The 22,982-nt window shown below is 40.5% G+C and carries 22 protein-coding genes and 1 other annotated feature; of the genes, 16 read left to right on the forward strand and 6 right to left on the reverse strand.

What is annotated here, in order from left to right; translation table 11 throughout:
• Positions 1-131 precede the first annotated feature (131 nt).
• Positions 132-647 carry a DUF308 domain-containing protein gene (locus VEIT17_RS00460; RefSeq protein WP_178884131.1) on the reverse strand — a complete coding sequence of 172 codons (516 nt, stop codon included), beginning with the start codon at positions 645-647 and terminating at the stop codon, positions 132-134.
• Between the two features lie 156 nt (positions 648-803).
• Positions 804-1,007: a binding site (T-box leader), on the forward strand.
• A 180-nt stretch (positions 1,008-1,187) separates the two neighbouring features.
• Between VEIT17_RS00460 and VEIT17_RS00465 the strand changes: the two genes are divergently transcribed.
• The 16 genes from VEIT17_RS00465 (at position 1,188) to VEIT17_RS00540 (ending at position 18,034) form a co-directional block, all read left to right on the forward strand.
• The gene (locus VEIT17_RS00465; RefSeq protein WP_005381515.1) at positions 1,188-2,726 is read left to right on the forward strand and encodes a 2-isopropylmalate synthase; all 1,539 of its coding nucleotides are present in this window, start codon (positions 1,188-1,190) and stop codon (positions 2,724-2,726) included.
• Position 2,727: 1 nt separating this feature from the next.
• Complete coding sequence (gene leuC / locus VEIT17_RS00470) at positions 2,728-3,987, forward strand: 3-isopropylmalate dehydratase large subunit (RefSeq protein ID WP_178884133.1); 1,260 nt, start codon at positions 2,728-2,730, stop codon at positions 3,985-3,987.
• 1 nt (position 3,988) lies between these two features.
• Positions 3,989-4,480 carry a 3-isopropylmalate dehydratase small subunit gene (locus tag VEIT17_RS00475; protein ID WP_178884135.1) on the forward strand — a complete coding sequence of 164 codons (492 nt, stop codon included), beginning with the start codon at positions 3,989-3,991 and terminating at the stop codon, positions 4,478-4,480.
• Positions 4,481-4,691: 211 nt separating this feature from the next.
• Positions 4,692-5,762, forward strand: a complete 1,071-nt coding sequence (leuB, locus tag VEIT17_RS00480) for a 3-isopropylmalate dehydrogenase (protein WP_059361100.1) — start codon at positions 4,692-4,694, stop codon at positions 5,760-5,762.
• Between the two features lie 142 nt (positions 5,763-5,904).
• The gene (locus VEIT17_RS00485) at positions 5,905-6,234 is read left to right on the forward strand and encodes a DMT family transporter (protein ID WP_178884137.1); all 330 of its coding nucleotides are present in this window, start codon (positions 5,905-5,907) and stop codon (positions 6,232-6,234) included.
• A 94-nt stretch (positions 6,235-6,328) separates the two neighbouring features.
• A complete protein-coding gene (locus VEIT17_RS00490; protein ID WP_178884139.1) occupies positions 6,329-6,868 on the forward strand; it encodes a hypothetical protein in 540 nt (179 codons plus the stop codon).
• A gap of 322 nt (positions 6,869-7,190) precedes the next feature.
• A complete protein-coding gene (locus VEIT17_RS00495) occupies positions 7,191-8,378 on the forward strand; it encodes an oxygen-binding di-iron domain-containing protein (protein ID WP_016476159.1) in 1,188 nt (395 codons plus the stop codon).
• 66 nt (positions 8,379-8,444) lie between these two features.
• On the forward strand, positions 8,445-9,014 hold the full coding sequence (locus VEIT17_RS00500; RefSeq protein WP_242013241.1) for a helix-turn-helix domain-containing protein: 570 nt from the start codon (positions 8,445-8,447) through the stop codon (positions 9,012-9,014).
• Complete coding sequence (locus tag VEIT17_RS00505; protein ID WP_242013293.1) at positions 8,978-9,832, forward strand: IS3 family transposase; 855 nt, start codon at positions 8,978-8,980, stop codon at positions 9,830-9,832. The genes VEIT17_RS00500 and VEIT17_RS00505 overlap by 37 nt, the downstream gene beginning before the upstream one ends.
• A gap of 703 nt (positions 9,833-10,535) precedes the next feature.
• Complete coding sequence (locus VEIT17_RS00510) at positions 10,536-12,503, forward strand: S-layer homology domain-containing protein (RefSeq protein ID WP_178884143.1); 1,968 nt, start codon at positions 10,536-10,538, stop codon at positions 12,501-12,503.
• Between the two features lie 346 nt (positions 12,504-12,849).
• Positions 12,850-13,335 carry a GNAT family N-acetyltransferase gene (locus tag VEIT17_RS00515; protein ID WP_119207393.1) on the forward strand — a complete coding sequence of 162 codons (486 nt, stop codon included), beginning with the start codon at positions 12,850-12,852 and terminating at the stop codon, positions 13,333-13,335.
• A 232-nt stretch (positions 13,336-13,567) separates the two neighbouring features.
• The gene (locus VEIT17_RS00520) at positions 13,568-14,317 is read left to right on the forward strand and encodes a DUF969 domain-containing protein (RefSeq protein WP_101928628.1); all 750 of its coding nucleotides are present in this window, start codon (positions 13,568-13,570) and stop codon (positions 14,315-14,317) included.
• A gap of 1 nt (position 14,318) precedes the next feature.
• A complete protein-coding gene (locus VEIT17_RS00525; RefSeq protein ID WP_178884145.1) occupies positions 14,319-15,248 on the forward strand; it encodes a DUF979 domain-containing protein in 930 nt (309 codons plus the stop codon).
• A 137-nt stretch (positions 15,249-15,385) separates the two neighbouring features.
• A complete protein-coding gene (pcp, locus tag VEIT17_RS00530) occupies positions 15,386-16,039 on the forward strand; it encodes a pyroglutamyl-peptidase I (RefSeq protein ID WP_178884147.1) in 654 nt (217 codons plus the stop codon).
• A 32-nt stretch (positions 16,040-16,071) separates the two neighbouring features.
• Complete coding sequence (locus VEIT17_RS00535; RefSeq protein WP_178884149.1) at positions 16,072-17,400, forward strand: S-layer homology domain-containing protein; 1,329 nt, start codon at positions 16,072-16,074, stop codon at positions 17,398-17,400.
• A 235-nt stretch (positions 17,401-17,635) separates the two neighbouring features.
• Positions 17,636-18,034, forward strand: coding sequence for a hypothetical protein (locus VEIT17_RS00540; RefSeq protein WP_178884152.1), 399 nt, complete (start codon positions 17,636-17,638; stop codon positions 18,032-18,034).
• Between the two features lie 54 nt (positions 18,035-18,088).
• Here the strand turns inward: VEIT17_RS00540 and rbsB are convergent, their stop codons facing one another.
• The 5 genes from rbsB to rbsK all read right to left on the reverse strand — a co-directional run bounded on the left by rbsB (position 18,089) and on the right by rbsK (position 22,955).
• The gene (rbsB, locus tag VEIT17_RS00545) at positions 18,089-18,991 is read right to left on the reverse strand and encodes a ribose ABC transporter substrate-binding protein RbsB (protein ID WP_005387469.1); all 903 of its coding nucleotides are present in this window, start codon (positions 18,989-18,991) and stop codon (positions 18,089-18,091) included.
• Between the two features lie 9 nt (positions 18,992-19,000).
• Positions 19,001-19,936, reverse strand: coding sequence for an ABC transporter permease (locus tag VEIT17_RS00550; RefSeq protein ID WP_118353423.1), 936 nt, complete (start codon positions 19,934-19,936; stop codon positions 19,001-19,003).
• Positions 19,936-21,417: a sugar ABC transporter ATP-binding protein gene (locus tag VEIT17_RS00555; RefSeq protein ID WP_178884155.1), complete on the reverse strand. Its 1,482-nt coding sequence runs from the start codon at positions 21,415-21,417 to the stop codon at positions 19,936-19,938. The genes VEIT17_RS00550 and VEIT17_RS00555 overlap by 1 nt, the downstream gene beginning before the upstream one ends.
• A 45-nt stretch (positions 21,418-21,462) precedes the next feature.
• Positions 21,463-21,876: a D-ribose pyranase gene (rbsD, locus tag VEIT17_RS00560; RefSeq protein WP_178884157.1), complete on the reverse strand. Its 414-nt coding sequence runs from the start codon at positions 21,874-21,876 to the stop codon at positions 21,463-21,465.
• Positions 21,877-22,067: 191 nt separating this feature from the next.
• Positions 22,068-22,955, reverse strand: a complete 888-nt coding sequence (gene rbsK, locus VEIT17_RS00565; RefSeq protein WP_178884159.1) for a ribokinase — start codon at positions 22,953-22,955, stop codon at positions 22,068-22,070.
• Positions 22,956-22,982 lie beyond the last annotated feature (27 nt).

Genomic DNA, 22,982 nt, shown 5'->3' on the forward strand with positions numbered 1-22,982 from the left:
GAATATATTTACCATGACGGCTAGCCAAAACAAATAAAATAGCTGCCACAAATACGAAATAGACATCGTAATTTATGACAGCTATTTGGCAGTACATGGTCGATCTTATAGTGTAATTATTTAGTTATATTCTATTTTTTAAAAGCCTCACCGATGGAATAAATTCCGTCAAATAAGAAACCGAAAGCGATAAAGTAGATAAATACCTCACCGGAAGCAATCGGCTTGAATATGAGTAATAGGCCTAATAGTAAAAGAATTAGTGCAAGCCATTTTGCATTACGTCCCATGAGTGATACCATGCTGTCGGACTTTCTTGATTTAATGAAAATAAAGATGGCTTCAATTACCATCCAGATGCCGATTGTGCTTGGGAGTACTAATGGTAGGAATGCAAATCCGCCGGATATTAAATAGATACCGAATAGAGCATTGATAATGCCGCTGATAAGATACCAGCCGCTACGTAATTCAGACGATAACGTAAAATAATTTATAATAGAGCTGACCGCACTGACGAAGAAGATAATAGAAAAAAGCCAGGCAAAAGCTATGAGATTAATAACGGGATTTAAGAGTAAGAATATCCCCAGGATAATGCTTACAATACCCGATAAAATAAAGAAGAATTTGCTTGAACCACTCATAATAATTCCTCCAATCATTGGTACTGCTTATTTACAGTGTACGTGAGATCATGGGGATGTCAAATTGTAACGATAAAACTGTGTTTTCACAAAACTCACATGTCCATCCTGTTGACACAGTTCTATAGAATACCGTATAATACCTTTATATCTTAAATACGAGCTATGAATGGGTATAAAGGTTTACAGATCCTGCTTTCAGAGAGTTGCCGGTTGGTGCGAGGCAATAGAGGTTGTACGCTGACACTCTCCCGTGAGCTTTGGTGGCGAATGCAGCAGTAGTCATCGACGGTGGTTCCGTTATACCCGCAACGAGTCCCAATTAGGGTGGTACCGTGTTATGAATATAACGCCCCTTTGAGCAACGACAGTTGTTCTGAGGGGCTTTTTTTATTGTAAAAGTCTAGTAAAATTACTGATTTGATGTATCTACGTTGGCTTCAGCCGAAATAGCGTTGAAATCGGCGATTTTACTAAACTTTCACAATAGATAGATATAATACAGCGTTATGTTTTATTAGTATAGAAAAGGTGAAGATTATGGATCAAAATCGCGTATATTTCTTCGATACAACCCTTCGTGATGGGGAACAAACACCAGGTGTATCTTTACAAACCCCTGAAAAAATTGAAATTGCGAAAGGCCTAGTACGCCTCGGCATCGACGTAATCGAGGCTGGTTTCCCAGCAGCATCCCCTGGAGATTTTGAAGCAGTACAAACGATTGCACGCGAAGTAAAAGGTGCAACAATTTGTGCATTGGCACGTGCTAATGAAAAGGACGTACAAAAAGCGATTGATGCATTGAAAGATGCGGAACGTAGCCGTTTGCATGTATTCATTGCTATTTCCGAACTTCATATGGAATATAAATTAAAAATGACTCGCCAAGAGGTATTGGATAAGGTTAAATCCGTATTGGCATATGCAAAAGGTAAGGTTGATGAAATCGAGTTCTCTGGTGAAGATGCGGCACGCTCTGATTTAGATTTCGCATGCCAAGTATTTGGTGTTGCTATTGCTGGTGGTGCAACAATTATTAATGTACCAGACACAGTAGGTTACATGAACCCTAATGAGTTCGGTGATAAAATCCGCTATATTAAAGAACATACACCGGGCATTGAAAATGCAATTATCTCCGTTCACTGTCATGATGACTTAGGTCTTGCTAATGCAAATACGTTAGCTGCTATTAAAGCAGGTGCACGCCAAGTAGAAGGCACAATTAATGGCCTAGGCGAACGGGCTGGTAACGTAGCGATTGAAGAAGTTGTAATGGCTCTTAAAACACGCCATGATTACTTCGGCGACCTTCAAGTGAACATTGATACAAAACAATTTACGAAAGTTTCTAAACTTGTGAGTCGTTTGACAGGTGTCGTAGTTCCTCCAAATAAACCAATCGTTGGCTCTAACGCTTTTGCTCATGAGTCTGGTATTCACCAACATGGTATGATGAGCAACCCTGAAACGTATGAAATCATGACTCCTGAGTCCGTAGGGGCTGAAAAAACAGACCTCGTATTGGGTAAACATTCTGGCCGTCATGCCTTTGCAGATCATTTGGCAAAACTTGGTTTCCAATCTTTCACAGAAGAGAAAATCAACGACCTCTTCGCTAAATTTAAAGAATTGGCGGACCGTAAAAAACAAGTATACGATGATGACATTATCGCTCTTGTAGTAGATAACTTACATCACAAAAAAGCATTCGAGCTTGTGGCTCAATACTACAAATTAGGTGAAAAAGGCTACGCATATGCTGACGTTCGCCTCATGACCCCAGAAGGGGAGAAAGCAGATGCTGCCGTAGGTGACGGTCCAGTAGACGCATCCCTTAAAGCCGTTGAACGTGTGGTTGGCTTGCCAATTAGCTTAAAAGATTACCAAATCCGTGCCATCACAGCCGGTAAAGATGCCCTTGGGGAAGCAACCCTTAAGGTTGAATACAACGGTCGCTTATACCATGGTCGTGGTATTAGCACCGATATCGTTAAATCAAGTGTGAACGCATATATTAATGCAGTTAACTCAGTATTCCTAGCTATGGAGCTAGAACAACAGGAGGAAGAATAATATGGGTATGACCATTACTGAAAAGAATATGGCTCGCCACGCGGGTCTTGATGTTGTAAAACCAGGCCAAATCATCGAATGTCATTTGGATGCTGTTTTGATGAACGACATCACATTCCCACCAGCGCGTAAAGAGTTCTTAAAAATCGGCAAACCTGTATTTGACCGTCATAAAATCTACTTGGTGCCTGACCATTTCACACCAAATAAAGATATTCAATCCGCTACACAAGCGAAAGTCATGCGCGATTTCGTACGCGAACATGGCATCACAAACTACTTTGAAGTTGGTAGAATGGGGATTGAGCACGTTATTTTGCCAGAAAAAGGTCTTATCGGTCCTGGGGAAATGATGATTGGTGCTGACTCCCACACTTGTACATATGGTGCGGTAAATGCATTCTCCACAGGCGTAGGCTCTACTGATGCGGGCGTTGCTATGGCAGAAGGTAAAACTTGGTTCAAAGTACCTGAAACTATTAAGGTTGAGCTTATCGGCAAACCTAACAAATGGGTAACTGGTAAAGACGTAATCCTTGATTTAATCGGTAAAATCGGCGTAGACGGCGCTCGTTACATGGCCCTTGAATTCGCTGGTGAAGGCATACAACACATGACTATGGCTGACCGCCTTACAATCTGTAACATGGCTATCGAAGCTGGCGGTAAATGTGGCGTATTCCCATATGATGAAATTACTGAAGCATACATTAAAGGCCGCGTAAATCGTCCTGTAGAACCAATTAATCCAGACCCTGATGCAGTATATGCTCAAACAATTACCATTGACTTGTCCAAATTGCAACCCGTGGTAGCATTCCCTCATTTGCCATCCAACACACATTACATCAACGAGATCGACAAAGATATTAAAATCGACCAAGTTATCATCGGCTCCTGTACAAATGGCCGTTACGAAGACTTGGTGGCAGCTGCAGAAATCTTCAAAGGTCGCAAAGTAGCTCCATTCGTTCGTTGTATCGTAATCCCTGGTTCCCAAGATGTATACGATCAAGCTATGAAAGATGGTTTATTGGACATCTTCATTCAAGCTGACTGCGCAGTGTCCACGCCAACATGTGGTCCTTGCCTAGGTGGTTACATGGGTATCATGGCTGAAGGGGAACGCACAGTTTCCACAACAAACCGTAACTTCCGTGGTCGTATGGGTCACGTTGATTCTGAAGTATATTTGGCAAGCCCTTACGTGGCGGCAGCAAGTGCTGTATTAGGCCGCATTGCAGGCCCTGAGGAGGTTTAATATGGATTTTGAAAGCAAAAAAATCTGGCGCTACGGCGACGATGTAGATACAGACGTAATCATTCCGGCTCGTTACTTGGCGATTGCAGACTGGAACGAATTGGCTGAACATGCGATGGAGGACATTGATACTACTTTCGCTCCAAATGTGAAAGCTGGTGAAATCATGGTAGCTGGCAAAAACTTTGGTTGTGGTTCCTCTCGTGAACACGCACCAGGCGTTATCAAAGCGAAAGGCGTGCCTGTTATCGTAGCACACTCCTTTGCACGTATCTTCTTCCGCAATGCTATCAACATCGGTTTACCAGTAGTGGAAATCGGTGAACAAGTTGATCGCATTGAAGCAGGCGATGCAATCGGCGTAGACTTGTCTAAAGGTATCGTGTACAACTTGACTAAAAACGAACAATACCAAGGGACTGAGTTGCCACAATTCATTCAAGATATTGCGGCAGCTGGAGGTCTTGTGAACTTTGCGAAAAACCGCAAATAATACTACGTTGCCGATCCTCGGTGATGCGCTGCCGCTCCAGCTAGCTTAACGGTCTGCGGCATAGCCTTGACCTACTAAAGTCGCGTTAGCGCATGCACCTCGGATCTACGTATTTATCTTTTACGGTTTTGAGCAAAATTAAAATCCCTTTAGTTAGCAATATGTTGAATGATTTGTGGCTGAGGGAAATTACATATATTGGAGAGGTAATATGAGCGAAAAGAATATCGTATTGATTCCTGGTGATGGTATCGGTACTGAGATTATTGCTGCAGCGAAGGCTGTGTGTGATGTGGCTTTTGAGAAAGCCGGTGTAAAGGTTAATTGGATTGATAAAAAAGCGGGCGGTGCGTCTATCGATGCATACGGTGTGCCTTTGACTGAGGATACTATCGAGGCTTGTAAAGCAGCTGATGCTGTATTGCTTGGCGCTGTAGGCGGTCCTAAATGGGATAATGTAGATCCTGCTATCCGTCCTGAGAAAGCAATCCTTGGCCTTCGTAAGGAGCTTGGGTTGTTCTGTAACTTGCGTCCTGTAAAAATCTATCCATCTTTGCAAGAGTATTCTCCTCTTAAAAAGGAACTCGTACAAGATGTAGATTTCGTTATCGTTCGTGAGTTGACTGGCGGTATTTATTTCGGTGAACGCGAAGAGGCACAAGGGGAAGGTGCTAATGAGTTTGCATGGGATAAAGAAACATATAGCCGTTACGAAGTAGAGCGCATCATGGACATTGCTATGGAAACAGCTCGCAAACGCAACAAAAAGGTTGTATCTGTAGATAAAGCAAATGTATTGGCTTCTTCTCGTTTGTGGCGTAAAATCGCTCAAGAGAAAGCGGCAGCAAATCCAGACATCGCAACAGATTACTTCTACGTAGATAACACAGCGATGCAACTCGTTGTAAATCCTGCACAATTCGACGTTATCGTCACAACAAACTTGTTCGGCGATATCTTGTCTGACGAAGGCGCTGTAATCTCTGGTTCCATCGGGCTTTTACCATCTGCATCCATGGGTACTGGCACGGCGTTGTACGAACCAATCCACGGTTCTGCACCAGACATTATGGGCCAAAACTTGGCGAACCCATTGGGTACAATCTTGTCCGCAGCTATGATGTGCCGTCACTCCCTTGATTTGCCTCAAGTGGCTGACGCTATTGAAAAAGCTGTTGAACAAGTGCTCGTTGATGGTTACCGCACAGGCGATATCTACCGCGAAGGCTTGAAACGCGTAGGTACCACAGAAATGGCGCAAGCTGTTATCGAACGTCTATAATCGTAGGGAACAAGGTTTTGAAAGCTCATCAAGTGAGCTAAATCATTTGAAAATCTTATCATATACTTTATAATGCAGAAACATTATATATAGGTTATTATATAAGAGAGGGCTAGTCCCTCTCTTTTTTGTGGGAGGAGTTATGTTATCTTATTTTTTACTTGCCTTATCTATAGGGCTTGAGCTATTTGCTACGACCATGTTGAAATCCTCTGATGGCTTTACGCGGCCGTTACAGACTATTGCCTGCGTATGTGGCTATGTAGGATCTTTCTATACATTGACGCATGTACTGAAATATATTCCACTCAGTGTTACCTATGCTACCTGGTCTGGCGTAGGTCTAGTGGTGACGGCTCTCATTTCTGTTTTTATCTTTAGTGAGGGCTATAATATTTACACTATATTAGGTATTGCTCTTATTGTAGTGGGTGTGGTAATCCTAAACTTGTGGGGCAGTGTAGGAAATTAAAGATATTTATAGTCCGTATTTAATATATTAAAAATTTATGCATTAGAATATTGTAGATGTAATCAGTGGGCAAAACATTTCCAAGGAGGCCTTTATGAATTCTTCCATGTATCGAAATTTAACTATTACTGCTTTATTGATGGCATTAGCTATCATGATTCCTATTATGATGCCTTTGAAAGTTGTCATTCCACCGGCTTCGTATACATTGGCTAGTCATGTACCTATATTCCTGGCTATGTTCTTGTCTCGTAAGATGGCTGCTTGTGTTGTTATAGGCTCTACGCTAGGTTTCTTTGTAGCTGGCTTCCCTATCGTTATCGTTATGCGCGCTGCATCTCATATCATCTTTGCCTTGATGGGGGCCTATTATATTAAAAATCATCCAGGCGTATTGACTGGTGCTCTATCCTTTGTTACTTTCAACCTTGCTTGTGCTATTGTTCACGCTATTGGTGAAGTGCTTGCGTGCCTATTATTCTATACGACAACTACGATGCCGAATATCGATCTTATCTACGTTGTATTCGTTCTTGTTGGTGGCGGTACTATCATTCATAGCATGGTTGACGGATATATTGCATTATATATCTATAAAGCAATTCCAGGATTATCTAAGCCTGAGAATAAATAATCGGACGTTATCCTAGCTTATTTAAGGTAGATAATAAACAACCCGCTATTAAAACTGCATATGCTCGTAACCACTCATAGGAAATCTATTGTACGCTAATGTATAGAATTTGATTATCTATGAGTGGTTTTTTAGAATAATTATCAAATCTGTACCTACAGATACAGACTTATCAATGCGATATGGGTATAATAAAACCATAGTTAATGACCGAGTTGTGATATATGCATAGGTATATAGATAGATACATATACACAAATACCACATAGGCCATACATATTATTGATTGTGAAAGACTTTCACAAGAATTATGGAGGTTATTATGAGAAAGCATATAAAAAATAACGTATCTTGGGTTGGTAAAATTGACTGGGAATTACAAGAGTTCCACGGTTCAGATTACAGTATTAATAACGGTTCTAGCCAAAACGCATACTTGATTGAAGAAGAAAAAACCGTCCTCATCGATACCGTATGGAAACCTCATTCCTCAGAGTTTATAGACAATTTGGAATCTGAAATTGATTTAAATAAGATTGATTTCATCGTATGTAACCACGGCGAAGTCGATCACAGTGGGTCCTTGCCTGCATTGATGGAAAAAATCCCTAATACTCCGATTTACTGTACAGAAAATGCTGTTAAATCCTTGGTTGGTCAATATCATCATCCAGAATGGAATTTTAAAACTGTGAAAACAGGGGATTCCGTAGATATCGGCAATGGTAAATCCTTGGTATTCGTAGAAATGCGCATGCTCCACTGGCCAGATTCCATGGCAACGTACATGACTGGCGACAATATTTTGTTCTCTAATGATGCGTTCGGACAACATTTCGCGGTTGAAGAATTGTGGGCCGATAAGGCTGATCAATGTCGTCTATGGGCAGAGGCGATGAAATATTACGCTAATATTTTGAATCCATTCTCTCCATTGGTAAAAGCTAAGGTTGAAGAAATTCAAAAGCTCAACTTGCCAATCGATATTATCGCTACTAGCCATGGTGCAATTTGGCGTGAAAATCCATTACAAATCGTAGAGAAATATTATGAGTGGTCTCAAGCATACCAAGAAGACCAAATTACAGTCGTATATGACACTATGTGGGATGGTACAAAGAAATTAGCCCATAAAATTGCTGATGAGATTGCTAAACAATCTCCTGATACACGGGTTAAGATCTTTAACATCAGTAAAACAAATAAAAACGACATCATGACAGAAGTATTCAAATCAAAAGCGATTGCTGTTGGTTCTCCGACAGTAGGGAATAGTGTTATCTCTTCTGTAGCTGGTTGGCTCGACTTTTTGCGTGAATTGAAGTTCAAAAATAAAAAGGCTGCCGTATTTGGTACCTACGGTTGGTCTGGTGAATCTACGAAGGTACTTCGTGAAGAATTAACTAAATATGGTTTCTCCGTGGTGGAACCTGAAATTAAATGTAACTGGAACCCAGATGCAGATGATTTTGGCAAAGCAGAAGAACTTGTAAAAGCCTTGTTGGCTTAATATATAAAAAGCTCCTAACGTGATATGTACCCCCTTTACTGGACAACCAGTAAAGGGGGTATTTTCATGAGATATAGTTATGAATTTAAAAGAAAAGCAATTGAATTATTCTATCAAGGTGAATGGCCCAAGACGCCTAACGGTGTGAGGACAGATACATTTCATAAACTAATAAGAGATTGGGTTAAATTAGAACGACTTCATGGTTCAGACATTAATAAATGTCGAGGGACTAATAAGTATTGGTCTCCAAAAGAAAAATTTGAGTTAGTATGCCAAGTTCTTTCAGGTCAAGGTTTAAGATCAGTAGCTATTATAGCGGGTATTAATTCTGGACAACTGTATCAATGGGTTCATAAATACAAAACTTTGGGATACAATGGTCTTATTAATAAACCTAAAGGACGACCACCAAAGGATTGCAAAATGAAAGTACCTAAGACTATCTCACCTCGAGAACTCAAAGAGAGTGAATATGAGGAACTCATTCGCTTACGAGCTGAAAATGCTTATATTAAAGCTGAAAATGAAGTCATAAAAAAAGAGATTGCCTTGAGAGAAGAAAAAGAGGCTGCGCGACTCAAGGCGAAAAAGCAGCGATCATCAAAATGCTCCGCCAACAAGGCTATCAACTAAAGTATCTTTTGAAAGCTATGCCAATGTCCAAATCTACCTATTATTTTGAACTTACTAAAGTAGATCTTGTAGATAAAAGGAATACAGAGCTAAAAGATGAAATTCAAAAGATTTTTACAGAACATAAAGGTCGGTATGGTGTACGCCGTGTATACCAAGAACTTCTTAATCGAGGTTTTGTAGTTAATCATAAACGAGTGCAAAGACTTATGCATAGCATGGGACTCGCAGGAAAGCGACCGAAGGAAAAGTATCACTCTTACAAAGGGAAAGTCGGTAAAGTAGCAGAAAATATCGTCAATAGAGATTTTAGTACAACTGCACCATTACAAAAATGGACTACAGATGTGTCTCAATTTAATTTCTCGTGGGGAAAATGCTATTTGTCGCCTATTTTAGATATGAATACGAATGAGATTATTGCTTATGACTTAGCATTAAGGCCCAACTTAGAACAAATTTCTCGTATGTTAGAGAAGGCATTCAAGAAGTTTACGAATCTTTCAGGATTAATCCTCCATTCTGATCAAGGATGGCAATACCAACATAAGTACTTTAGGAGAACACTCAAAGAACACGGTATTATTCAATCTATGTCTCGAAAAGGAAATTGTTATGATAACTCTGTGATGGAAACCTTTTTTGGTAGATTGAAAACAGAAATATATTATGGTTTTGAAACAGAATATTCATCATTTAATGCTTTTGCAGTAGCGATAGAAGAATACATTAACTATTACAACAACAGAAGGATCCAGAAAAAAACAAAATGGATGCCCCCTGTAAAATACAGGGAAGCATCCATGTGTTTAGGCTAGTAAATAATATGTGTCCAGGAAAATGGGTACATATCAACGTTCATATAACGTAGGAGCTTTTTGGTATTTATGATAGCTATGGAAAGAATATGGATGATGTATATATAGATTAAGCCTTGTTTTGTAAACTTATGCGAATATTTTGGGTGATATGTGTATACTTATTAACTTATTTACGTAGATATAGAATACTATTAAGAATAAAAATAAAATTATTATAAAATCCAGAAAAATGATTAATTATCCTCTCATTGGAAGTTCAGAAAGTATTCATGAAGTTAATGTGAATAAGGACTGATAGGCTATTTGAAATATTTATAAAACTTATTAAAGCGACGATTATTTATAAGTTATACAAAATATATTCTGTAGAATCCTTAAAAAGGTGTGATTTTTCTTACTCATCATTAAAAATGATGAGCATATTGATACAACAAAGAATGCCAGTAATCATGCTATTTTTTGGAATTATGAAGAGTTATTAATGAACTTTATATGGGAAAAAGGCTTGTTTATATCGTAAAACTTTGATATGCTATGCGGGTAATCAACAATATAAATTTTTCTTAAATTGAATCAAATATATTTCTTATGTGAGAAGTGAGAAGTATATTTTATCAGCCCGAGGAGAGAGGCGGAACTTAGAGAGGTTGAAAAATTGTATTGTGTTTGGTTAAGAATTTTAATTTAGTGAGGGTGTAAGATGAGAGAAAACAAACATTCCAAAAAATTAGCGTTTGCTGTATTGGCTGCTGCTGCAGCTGTAGGTGCTACTGTTGCTCCTGTAAGTGCAGCAACACCTGTATCTACAGCAGATGGTTTTATTTTTGCAGCCGTAGGTGATCAAGCTGGTCAAACCCCAGATACTACACATAATAGTATTTCTTATGGTACTGTTGCAAATGGTACAGCTACTAGCATCGCTGTAGGTCAAGGTAATACAATTACAAGCGCTAATGGTTCTAGCAGTGCATACGGTAACCAAAACTCCATTAATGGTAACCAAGCTAATGCTTTCGGTGATGGTAACACTGTAACAGGTGCGTTCGCACAAGCTTTCGGTGATAGCAACGTGATCAGTGGTACAAATGCTATCGGTTATGGTTATAACAATACTGTAGAAGGTACAACTACAAACTTCCGTGATCGTACTTTCGATAATGAGCCAGATTCTGCTACATTATTAAACGGTTCTTGGAATAGCAACTCCGTAGCTATCGGTTCTAAAAATACTGCAAAAGGTAGCTCCGCATTGGCAGTAGGTAATGAAGCAAAAGCAAATATGAGCGAATCTATTGCTATCGGTCACGAAGCTCAAGCTGACAAAACTTGGGGCATTGCAATTGGTACTCGTGCAACTGCTTCCGATGTACGTTCTTTAGCTCTTGGTCACCAAGCAAAATCCACTGGTTACAAAGCTAATGCTATCGGTGCTGATGCTACAGCTAATGGCAACCATGCTAATGCTATTGGTTCCTCTGCAACAGCTACTGGTGATCATGCACAAGCATTCGGTGCTGGTGCTCAAGCAACAGGCGTACGTACTAACGTATTTGGTTCTGATGCAGCTGCAACTGCTGATTACAGCATTGCAATCGGTAACAAAGCTAATGCGTCCACTGCAAACTCCATTGCATTAGGTGCTAATTCCACTACTCGTTCTGCAACAAATGTAACTAACGCAACTGTAGCTGGTCATACATATGGTGGCTTCGCAGGCACTAGCCCTGTAGGCTCTGTATCCGTTGGTAAAGCTGGCCAAGAACGCCAAATCCACAACGTAGCAGCTGGTAAAATTTCCGCTGATTCTACAGATGCTGTAAACGGTAGCCAATTATACTCCGTAGCAAACGATTTACAAACTCAAATTAACAATTCTACACCAGGCGCAATCAACAACAATATTACTAACTTGAACAACCGTGTTGGTAATGTTGAAAAACGCGTTAATAAAGTAGGTGCAGGTTCTGCTGCATTGGCTGCTTTACATCCATTGGACTTCAACCCAGATGACAAATGGACAATCGCTGCTGGTTATGGTCACTACCACAATGCTAACTCCGCTGCATTGGGCGCTTTCTACCGTCCTAACGAAGACACAATGTTCTCCGTTGGTGGTACTGTAGGTACTGGCGAAACTCAATTGAACGCTGGTGTATCTCTTCGTCTTGGTAAACGTTCTCCTGAGTCCCGCTCTCGTGTAGCTATGGGCCGTGAAATTGCTGAATTGAATGCACGTCTTCAAGACATGGAAAACAAATATAACAACTTGTTACAAATCTTGACTCCACATGCAATTGATCCTAGCAAAACTGCTGAATTCCCAGACGTTCCTCGTAACCACTGGGCTTACCAATACATTAGCCAATTGGCTGGTAATGGTATCCTTGTTGGCTACCCTGATGGCACATTCAAAGGCGACGTTAAGATGACTCGTTACGAATTCGCTACTATGTTGTACCGTGCACTTCAAAATGGTGCTCCTATCGATGACAACATGAAACGTGCTATGAACGAATTTGGTCCTGAATTACAAAACATTCGTCTTAACCACTTCCGTGTTGACCGTATTTCTGGTACTGACAACGATCGTCATAAAACAGAACGTGTTCGCGTTAACAACGAACCTAAAACTCAACGCGACGTATACGGTTCCCGTATTAATCAATAATATATTGATAACTTCCCCTCGAGCTTGTGAAAGCTCAAAAACAGGATGTATCCCAGTGATACATCCTGTTTTTTTGTGCTTATACCGATATTAATATGTTGACTCTAAAATATTAATATTTATACAAACTATGTATATTGGATACTTTTTATAATAGAGAAGTATTAGTACCGTGTAATATATTAGTATTACAATATATCATCTTCTATTTTCTTATTAGATATCAAAACTTCATGCAATATTTATGTAAGTATATTGCAACTTAATACATATAGGTGTATAATAACCTTCATAAGTAATAAATATACAAAACCGGTGAATAAAAACATAGATATGAGGGAAGACCATGAAAGAATTTAGACAATTAACAGTAGCGGATACAGCAGAATATCATAAGGTATTAATCGACGGCTATGCAGCGATTAAAGACTATCCAATTACATTCGATGCTATCGATTTTACAGAAGAAGAATCCAAGGAGTGGATCGAAACCTATCCTGTATATGGATTGTATATTGATGGGCAACTTGTTAGTTCTATTACGTTCTGTATGCCGTGGATTAAATATTCTACACCGGATAAATTTCCACACATTGCTCACTTTGTAACGGCGCCTGAGTTCAAAGGTAAAGGCTATGCTCGGGAAACCCTTGGTTATGCGGAAGAATTATTGATCAATCAATTTAAAACGCCAGCTGTTACATTAGGTACAGCAAAAGAACATCCGTGGTTGCCTAAAATGTATGAATCTTTCGGCTTTAAAGCATATGATAAAGTTCATTTTAGAGGTAAACAACATACTACTATACTTTTCAAAAAAGATTTATTGTAGTTGCCTAGTAACTAATCAAACCTTATACATAACTATTTTGATATAGAGTGTACTTAATGTGACATAATAACTGTATCAAATGAGAGTAATGTATAAGGTTTATTTGTTTATGCAAAAAAAACATATTTGGGTATATAAAGTAAACATATATATTATATAATGTAAACATATATATTATATCTATGGACTATAGAACTAGTTTATAGATGGTTTGTAGAAAGGATGTGAGACTATGTTAGTCTTATCTGGTATTTTAGTGATGGTCATCGGTCTGATGCTGCGCTTTAATGCCTTGTTAGTTGTCGTAGCCGCAGGTTTTGTAACGGGCCTTGCAGGTGGTCTCAGTATCAACGATATCGTTGGTGCCATTGGGGAGGCTTTCGTTAAAAATCGTTATATGTCATTATTTATTTTGATTTTACCTGTTATTGGTCTTATGGAACGTCATGGCTTACGTGAACGGGCAGAAATTTTGATCGGCAAGATCAACGCTGCTACGGCTGGTCGTATCTTTATGATTTACTTATTTGTGCGCCAAGTAACTGTAGCTTTTGGTATTAACATGTCCGGTATGGTTGCCATGGTACGTCCGTTGATCGCACCTATGAGTGAAGCTGCAGTAGCGCAAGGTCGCCCAGTATCTCAACGTACTCTTGATAAGGTGCGTGGTATAGCTGCTTCTGCAGATAATATAGGCAATTTCTTCGGTCAAAACTTGTTCCTTGCTGCTGGTGGGTTATTGCTTATCAAAGGTGTTATGGAACAATTAGGCTATTCTGTAGAGTTAACAGATATGGTGTTATACGGATTGCCAACTGCTGTTTGTGCCTATATCGTTAATTTCATTCGCTTTATTATCTTTGATAAAACAATTCAAGCCTCTGTAGCTCGTGACGAAGAGGATATGAAAGCTGGTAAATTAGTACCTAATGAATTTAATATCCTTGTTACACCAGAAGAATTAAAGAAGGAGGCTGAATAATATGTTAGAACTTATCTATAAAATGCAGCCCTTAGATTATGTATACCTTCTCGTAGGGATCATCTTATTTATCTTTGCCATTCAATCATTTTTAGATAAAGAACATAAATATCGTATCGGTACAGGTTTATTCTGGCTCTTGTACAGCGTGTCCTTTATCTTTGGTTCTTATCTATCAAAGGAAATAAATGGCTGGCTCGTTATCGCCATGGCTGCTATCGTCTTGGTAAAACAACTCGGCAAAGGTCATTACTTTGAATCTCCTATTGAATTCAAAAAAGACGAAGCAGTCCGTATTGGTAATGTTATTTTCGTACCGGCTTTACTTGTTGGTATCATCACATTCATCATTGGCTTCTTTACTAAATTAGGGGCTCTTGTAGGCATTGGTATTGCCGCAATCATTGCTATGGGTGCTGCTCTTTACATCACTAAGGGTTCATTTAACCAAGGCTTCCATGAAGGTCGTCGTCTTATCGATGCTATCGGTTGGACTGCTATCTTGTCCCAATTATTAGCGGCCCTAGGCTATTTATTTAATTTAGCTGGCGTTGGTAAAATTATCTCCAGTGCTGTAGCTAGTGTGGTGCCTGCAGATAATGTATTCCTCATAGTTGTAGCATACTGCATCGGTATGGTCATCTTCACAATGATCATGGGTAATGCTTTTGCAGCCTTTGCGATGATTACAAGTGCTATCGGTGTTCCAATGCTCGTTGTAGCCCATGGTGCAAACCCAGCTGCTGTTGGTGCTATCGCAATGCTTGCTGGCTATTGCGGTACATTGATGACACCTATGGCGGCAAACTTTAACATCGTACCGGTAGCGCTCCTTGAAATGCGCGACCAATACGGCGTTATTAAAGCACAACTTCCAATTGCATTAATTATGCTCGTATTGAACATCCTATTAATGTATTACTTTATTTAAACCTTTCGTGAAAGCACGATATTCTTATGATATTGGATACTATATACAATCTACTATGATGTAGTTTTGTGTATAATTGTCCTTATCAACATGTACTTATTGTTATAAATCATAGAATATCGTTATGAGGTAGTGTGATGAAAACAATTTTGATTACCGGTTTTGATCCATTTGGCGGTGAACCTATTAACCCAGCTTGGGAAGCGGTAAAAACAATGGATGGCTATACCGATGGTGATTATAAGGTAGTGACTCAAATGGTTCCTACTGTACGTTACAAATCTGTTGATACTGTGAAAGCAGCGGCTGAACAATGCGAACCAGACTTTATTCTATGTGTAGGTCAAGCAGGGGGGCGCCCAGATATTACAGTGGAACGTGTTGCTATTAACTGCGATGACTTCCGTATTCCAGACAATGGAGGCAACCAACCTGAAGATGAACCTGTTGTATCCGATGGTCCTAGTGCATACTTTGCGACGTTGCCCATAAAAAACATCGTTAACGCATTGCATCAAAATGGCATTCCTGCAAAGGTTTCTAATACAGCGGGTACCTTTGTATGCAATCACTTGATGTATGGCGTGTGTCATTATGCAGCACAAAAAGGCAATATTAAGGCGGGCTTCATGCACATTCCGTACTTGCCATCTCAAGTAGTGGATAAACCAAATCAACCAAGTATGGCTGTTGAAACTGTACGTGCCACATTGGAAACCATCGTTCACGTATTAGCTCATGGTGAAAACTACAAGGCACAAGATATTAACTATACAACACCTCACGAATAAATGTGATATCTATATGAGAGAAGGTCTTTTTGATGAATAAAAAGTTGGTAGCAAGTTTAGTTTCCTGTATGGTATTGGGTTCTGTCAGTGTGTATGCAGCTAATCCATTTTCCGATGTAGATGCTTCTAGTTGGGCGTACCAATCTGTTGAGCAATTAGCAAATGCAGGTATTATTAATGGATACCCTGATGGAACTTTCAAAGGCAACAATCCTATTACGCGTTACGAAATGGCTCAAATGGTGGCTAAAGCGATGGCTAACCAAGATAAAGCCAATGCGGAACAACAAGCGATGATTAATCGATTGGCCGATGAATTCGGTTCTGAACTCAACACATTAGGTGTACGAGTAGCAAAATTAGAAAATCAAGTAGGGAATGTAAAGGTAACTGGTAATTATCGATTGCGTTACCGTGGCAGCGAATTGAAAAATGATACCTATGCGTATGGTAAACATTCTTCCTTTGATTATCGTGCTCGTGTAATCTTTAATGCTAAGGTTAACGATAAAACTGATGCTGTTGTACGTATTCAAGGCTCTAGTGAATTTGGTAATAGCAATGCAACACAAGGCAAAATTAATCTTGCCTATGTAGATCATCATTTTGGTAAAGACACAACTTTGCGCGTAGGTCGTCAACTCTATACACCAGCTCTAGGTCTTATGTATGATGATCTCGTTGATGGTGCTCGCCTCATGTACAAACATGGCAAGCTTGATGTGTCCGCTAGTTATGGTTACTGGTTGGGCGGCGCTCCTACATACCAAACTAAAGACAATACTATTACTGCCGCTATGGTTGAAGTTAAGGGTAAACTTAATAAACATGTTACCCTTGGTGGTATGTATGGTCGCTTCCATAATGGTAAATTGTACCAAGGCCAAGATGTGGATGCACTTACTGGTAAACAAGTTAAATCCTTTATTGATTCTCCATACAAAAACATTTGGGGCCTCAACGCAAATATGAACTTTAAACGTTGGAACGTCTTCGGCGAATGGCTTACAGCACCAGGCGTATCTGATTCTCATGCGTGGATGGCTAGCCTTGGTTATGGTAATTATGACATTAAGAAAGCTCATACTTATAGCGTACGTGGTCAATATTACTACCAAGAAGGGAACTCTCCAATCTTTAGTAGTGCCTTTGCTCCTGCTTATAGCTTCTACAACCAACATTATGTAGATACTAAAGGCGTAGCTCATGTACGTAATGGGTTCAAAGGCTTCGTAGCTAATGTAAACTACGTACCATTCCAAAATGTATCGATTGGTGCTTACTATGGCTTTGGCAATAAAGATATGGACGGCAACAAATTAGGTGATTACTGGCGTACAGATGTAAACTTCATGTTCTAATTACATAATCTAAATAAAGCTCGAGTTATATCTAGAAAAGATATAGCTCGGGCTTTTTTGTTTTTACCTCTAGTTATTATTTTATATGTAATCACTATTGGTAGTTTGTATGTAGTTATTATTTTATAGTTTTATCTATTGAATGATGGTTTTTAACTATTTATAGTTACTATTTTGTTAATACATGTAATGTTATAATAAATGAAAATGTTACTATTTGTGGAGTGTGAATAGGATGTATGAAATCGTAAATGAACCTAATTTAATAATTGCTTTTGATATGGATACAGAATTATCTCAATTTGGTGTGTTTGGCGTATATATTAAACAGGGCTACAATATCTGTGCTGGGTACATTGACCCTAGTGACTGGTCTGGTATTCATAGGGGATACAAAGAATTAGTTGAGCTATATGAGAATTGCAAAGGAACAGCCACCTTTACTTATGTATTAACTGGAGAAGGGGATACGCTTGCATTCTCGTTAGATCAAAAGGGTGCTCTAACGATGGAGATTAACATCTGTACCATTTATAATTACAAATGTCATATGACTATTGAAAGTTTAGATCAAACGTATTTACCAAAATTTATTGAGTTTTTCAAAGAGTTTTTAGAACGAGAACCAAAATAAAAAGAGTCGCATCTAAGGATGCGACTCTTTTTTGTACCCAGTTTCTATATACAATTATTTTGTAACAACTTTAAGATCTACAGGGATTTTAGCTTCTACAGCTTCGCCTTTGATAACTTTTTGAGCTGTATCGATAGCGATTTTACCCATTTGGTCTGGTTGTTGAGCAATTGTTGCAGCCAATGTGCCGTCTTTAACCGCTTTGTCTGCGTCAGCAGTACCGTCGAAGCCTACGATGAAGATTGTTTTGCCTGCGGATTTAGCTGCTTGGATAGCGCCCAATGCCATTTCGTCGTTATGAGCGAAGATAGCTTGTACGTCTGGATTAGCTTGCAAGATGTTAGTTGCTACGTTCAAACCTTTTGTACGGTCGAAGTCAGCGCTTTGTTTTGCTACTACTGTTAAGTCTTTGTCAGCTACGTTATGGAAACCTTGGCCCCGTTCACGAGTTGCGGAAGCACCAGGGATACCTTCGATTTCAGCTACTTTCGCAGCTTTGCCTACTTTATCAACGATTAGTTGAGCTGCCATTTCGCCGCCTTTTACGTTATCGGAAGCGATGTGAGCTACTACTTTGCCTTTATCAGCAGAACGGTCAACAGTGATTACAGGAATGTTTTTAGCATTTGCTGCTTCTACAGAAGTAGAGATAGCTGCAGAGTCTACAGGGTTGATAATCAATACGGAAACACCGCTTTCAAGCAAGTCAGAAATATCGTTTGCTTGTTTTGCAGGGTCGTTTTGAGCATCAACGATTTTAACTTTAAGACCAAGCGCTTTAGCTTGAGCCTCAACGCCTTCCTTCATAGTTACGAAGAATGGGTTGTTCAATGTGGAAACAGAGAAGCCGATTGTGCCGGATTTTTTGTCGCCGCCGTTATCAGCGCTTTTACCACAGCCTGCTACAAGACCAATAACCATAACGGCCATCGCCAACAGTAACAATAGTTTTTTCATAGGAACCTCCTAGGCTTTCTTACGGTCTGCAAGAACAGCCAGTAAAATAACAATACCTTTTACAACTTGTTGATAGAAACTGGAAACGTCGAGAATATTTAACCCGTTGTTGAGGGTACCGATAATTAGGGCACCAATTAATGTGCCAACGATATGACCACGACCACCAGCAAGGCTTGTACCGCCAAGAACTACCGCCGCGATAGCGTCAAGTTCGTAGCCTGCACCTGCTGTAGGTTGTGCAGAGTTAAGACGAGAAGTGATGATTGCACCAGCGATACCACAGAGCATACCAGTCAAGGCATACACAAAGATTTTAACGCGGTCAATCTTGATACCAGCAATGTAACTTACCTTTTCACTACCACCTACGGCATATGTTTTACGACCTAAGGATGTGCGGCTTAATACAAACCAGAGGATGATGAAAGCGAGGAACATTGTAATAGCTGGAACTGGAAGGCCTGCAATATCCCCTTGGCCAAAGCCATGGAATAGAGGATCTTGAGTAAGACCGGAGATTGGGTTACCGTCTGTGAATACTAGCGTCGCACCACGGTAGATTGTCATGGTCGCCAAGGTAGCGATAAATGGAGCTACGCGGCCATAGGTAATAACGAGACCGTTAATACCGCCCAATACGAGGCCAGCACCGGCAGCCAACACGATAGCCAATACAGGGTCAGTACCAGTTACGATGAGGTTGGCCATTACTGCACTGGAGAGGGCAAGGATGGAACCTACGGATAAGTCGATACCGCCTGTTAAGATGACGAACGTCATACCAAAGGCGATGATCGCATTGATAGATACTTGGCGCAACAAGTTACGCAAGTTAGAGAATTCAAGGAAACTGTCGTTCATGACAGAAATAATGATAAATAATAGGATGAGGCCGATGAGGGGGCCTAATTTTTTTATATACTGTAGAGCTTTGCTGTCCATTATTGTCCTCCTGTGGCTAATGTCATAATCGATTCTGGTGTTGCATCGCAGCGGTCCAAGATACCTGCTACGCGACCTTCATGAATGACCATAACGCGGTCGCTCATGCCTAGTACTTCAGGTAACTCAGAGGACACCATGATAATGGACACACCATCGTTCGTTAATTCGTTCATTAAATCATAAATATCACGTTTCGCACCGATATCGATACCGCGCGTTGGTTCGTCCATGATGATAATGGATGGCTTTTTACCAACCCATTTAGCGATAACTACCTTTTGTTGGTTACCACCAGATAGGGAGGACGCCGGTTCGTGAATAGATTGTGTTTTAACGCCTAGCTTTTTAGACAATTCGTCAGCAAAGGAATTGAGCTTGCCCTTATCCAGTACATGAGATGGACAAATTTCGCTAAGGTTCGGCAATGTAATATTGGAACCGATGGAGAAATCGAGGATCAAGCCTTCGCTCTTTCTATTTTCTGTGATGAAAGCAATGCCAGCTTTGATGGCATCTTCAGGTTTTTTACATTTCAGAACGGAGCCGTTAACTGTTACGGTACCGCCATTGTGTTTATCTACACCAAAGATAGCGCGCATGATTTCTGTACGGCCAGCGCCCATGAGGCCTGCTACGCCGAGGATTTCGCCTTTGCGCAAGGAGAAGGAGATTTCGTTGTCAAAACCTTCTGGTTTAAGGTTATCAACACTCATTACAACTTCTCCTGGTGTAGTTGTACGAGCAGGATAGAACTCATCGATAGAACGACCTACCATGTGGCGTACTACTTCATCTACAGAAATCTCAGCCGTTGGCTTCGTAATGATGGTGTGACCATCACGCATAACCGTGATCGTATCGCATTCGCTAAATACCTCTTCCATACGGTGAGAGATATATACGATAGCCACGCCGCGGGCTTTCATTTTGCGCATCATTTTGAACAATGTCGCCGTTTCACGCTCTGTGAGGGCTGCTGTCGGTTCGTCCATGATGACAACCTTTGCATCTAACATTAAGATACGGAGGATTTCTGTCATCTGTTGGTGACCAACGGAGCAAAGGCCTGCTTCCGTTGTGAGCGGCAATTCGATGCCTAGTTCGCGGCACGTATTTTGTGCTTCTTCAAGCATCGCTTTTTTATCGAGCATACCGAATTTATTGCGCTTCGGTCTCATTAAATATAGATTTTCTAACAATGTTAGATTTGGCCAAATGTTGAGCTCTTGGTGGATGAAAGCTACACCGTTTAGCTCGGCCTCTCTCGGGTTCGGGAAGGTCCGCTCTACGCCGTCGATGGTGATTTTACCAGCATCTGCCTTGTGAATGCCCGTAAGGATATTCATGAGGGTGGATTTGCCGGCGCCGTTTTCACCCATCAAGGCGTGAACCTCGCCCTCCTTGAGGGTAATACTTACATCGCGCAGTACTTGGTTCGTACCAAATGCCTTTGCAATGCCTGACATAACAATTTCCATAACTACTCCTATATGATTGGTGAAAGTATCTCTTAATCTATTGCTCTAGGGACGATCGCTGAAAATACAATCGGCGCGCAAGATAATGTTGGCATACGGAGATGCTTCACCAGTTCTAATAATGCATTTGCATTGTTTTGTTGCTTCTTTGAAAGCATCATGGCTCGTCTTAATCCATTCGTATTGACTGGATGGGAAGGTAGACTCCAAGAAGTCATAAGCTTCAGGATTATTTTCCTTAATTTCCTTTGCCACATGAACTGCTTCGGATTTCATATGCTTAGCGATGATGGATACCACTTGCTCGAAGCTTGGTACACCAAAATCTAAGGCTAAATCAATCTTTTGAACCCCTTCAGGTACTGGCAAACCACAGTCGGAGATACAAATTGTATCTGTATGACCAAGATCTGCAAGAACCTTAGCGATATGGCTATTTAAAATACCGTGTCGTTGCATACATAACTCCTTTTTCTATTCTAATGAATGAGGTTTTAAAGCCTCATTCATTAACTCCCTTTGTTATATAGAGGGCAGATGTATTCGTTGCATGAGAATGTATAGCTTGTATTGAATAGACCTTTCAAAGCGACTTTGGCCCTGCGAAGGCAGACCTGGCCAGTGGAGCTTTTAAAGGTCTATTCAATATGCTAATTCTTTGCCAAGAATACAGCAACCTCGTCCTTCGTAGGCATGCCGCCTTGGGCGCCCAAACGTTGGATGGAGAGGGCCGCAGCTGCATTGCCGTAGTGCAACGCGTCAGCTAAGCTTTTACTATTGACGATAGCTGTTGCAAAGGCCCCGTTAAAGGTATCGCCTGCGCCTGTTGTATCTACTGGCTCAACCTTGAATCCAGATACAGTGTGAATTTCGCCATTATCTGCATAACCTACGCCCTTGCTACCAAGGGTAACGATGATTTTATTTTCGTTAGCTAACAATGTTTCCTCAGTAGATTGATTAGGGTAGAGGGCAGATAGCTCATGCTCATTTGGCGTAATATAGGTTGCCAATTCTAACCACTCTGGATTTAGATCCGCCGCTGGAGCTGGATTTAAAAGGACTTTTACATTAGCCTCGTGACAACGACGAACGATATATTCGATTGTGGGAATAGGAATTTCGTTTTGCACCATTACAAGATCTGCTTGCTCGATAGCAGACCAAGCGTTATCTACTACACTTTGGTCTACCTTAGCATTAGCGCCTGCAATAACGATAATGCTGTTATCGCCTTCAGCCAATGTGATGTGAGCTGTACCAGTTGTAGTGTCTGGAACCGTAACGATGTAGTCTGTATTGATATGATTTTCCTTTAGGTTATCCATAATTATTTGGCCGTATGCATCTTCGCCGATACAACCAACCATAGTAACCTCTGCGCCAAGGCGAGCAGCGGCTACCGCTTGGTTTGCACCTTTACCGCCGTGAGCGATGTGCAATTCGTTGCCCATGATTGTTTCGCCTGCCGCCGGACGTTTATCGGCGAGCACTACAATATCCATGTTGCAACTACCAATAACAACAATGCGATTCATAATAACTCCTTAATCACCCTCAGCCCT

The sequence above is a fragment of the Veillonella nakazawae genome (genome assembly GCF_013393365.1).
Lineage (GTDB): Bacteria > Bacillota > Negativicutes > Veillonellales > Veillonellaceae > Veillonella > Veillonella nakazawae.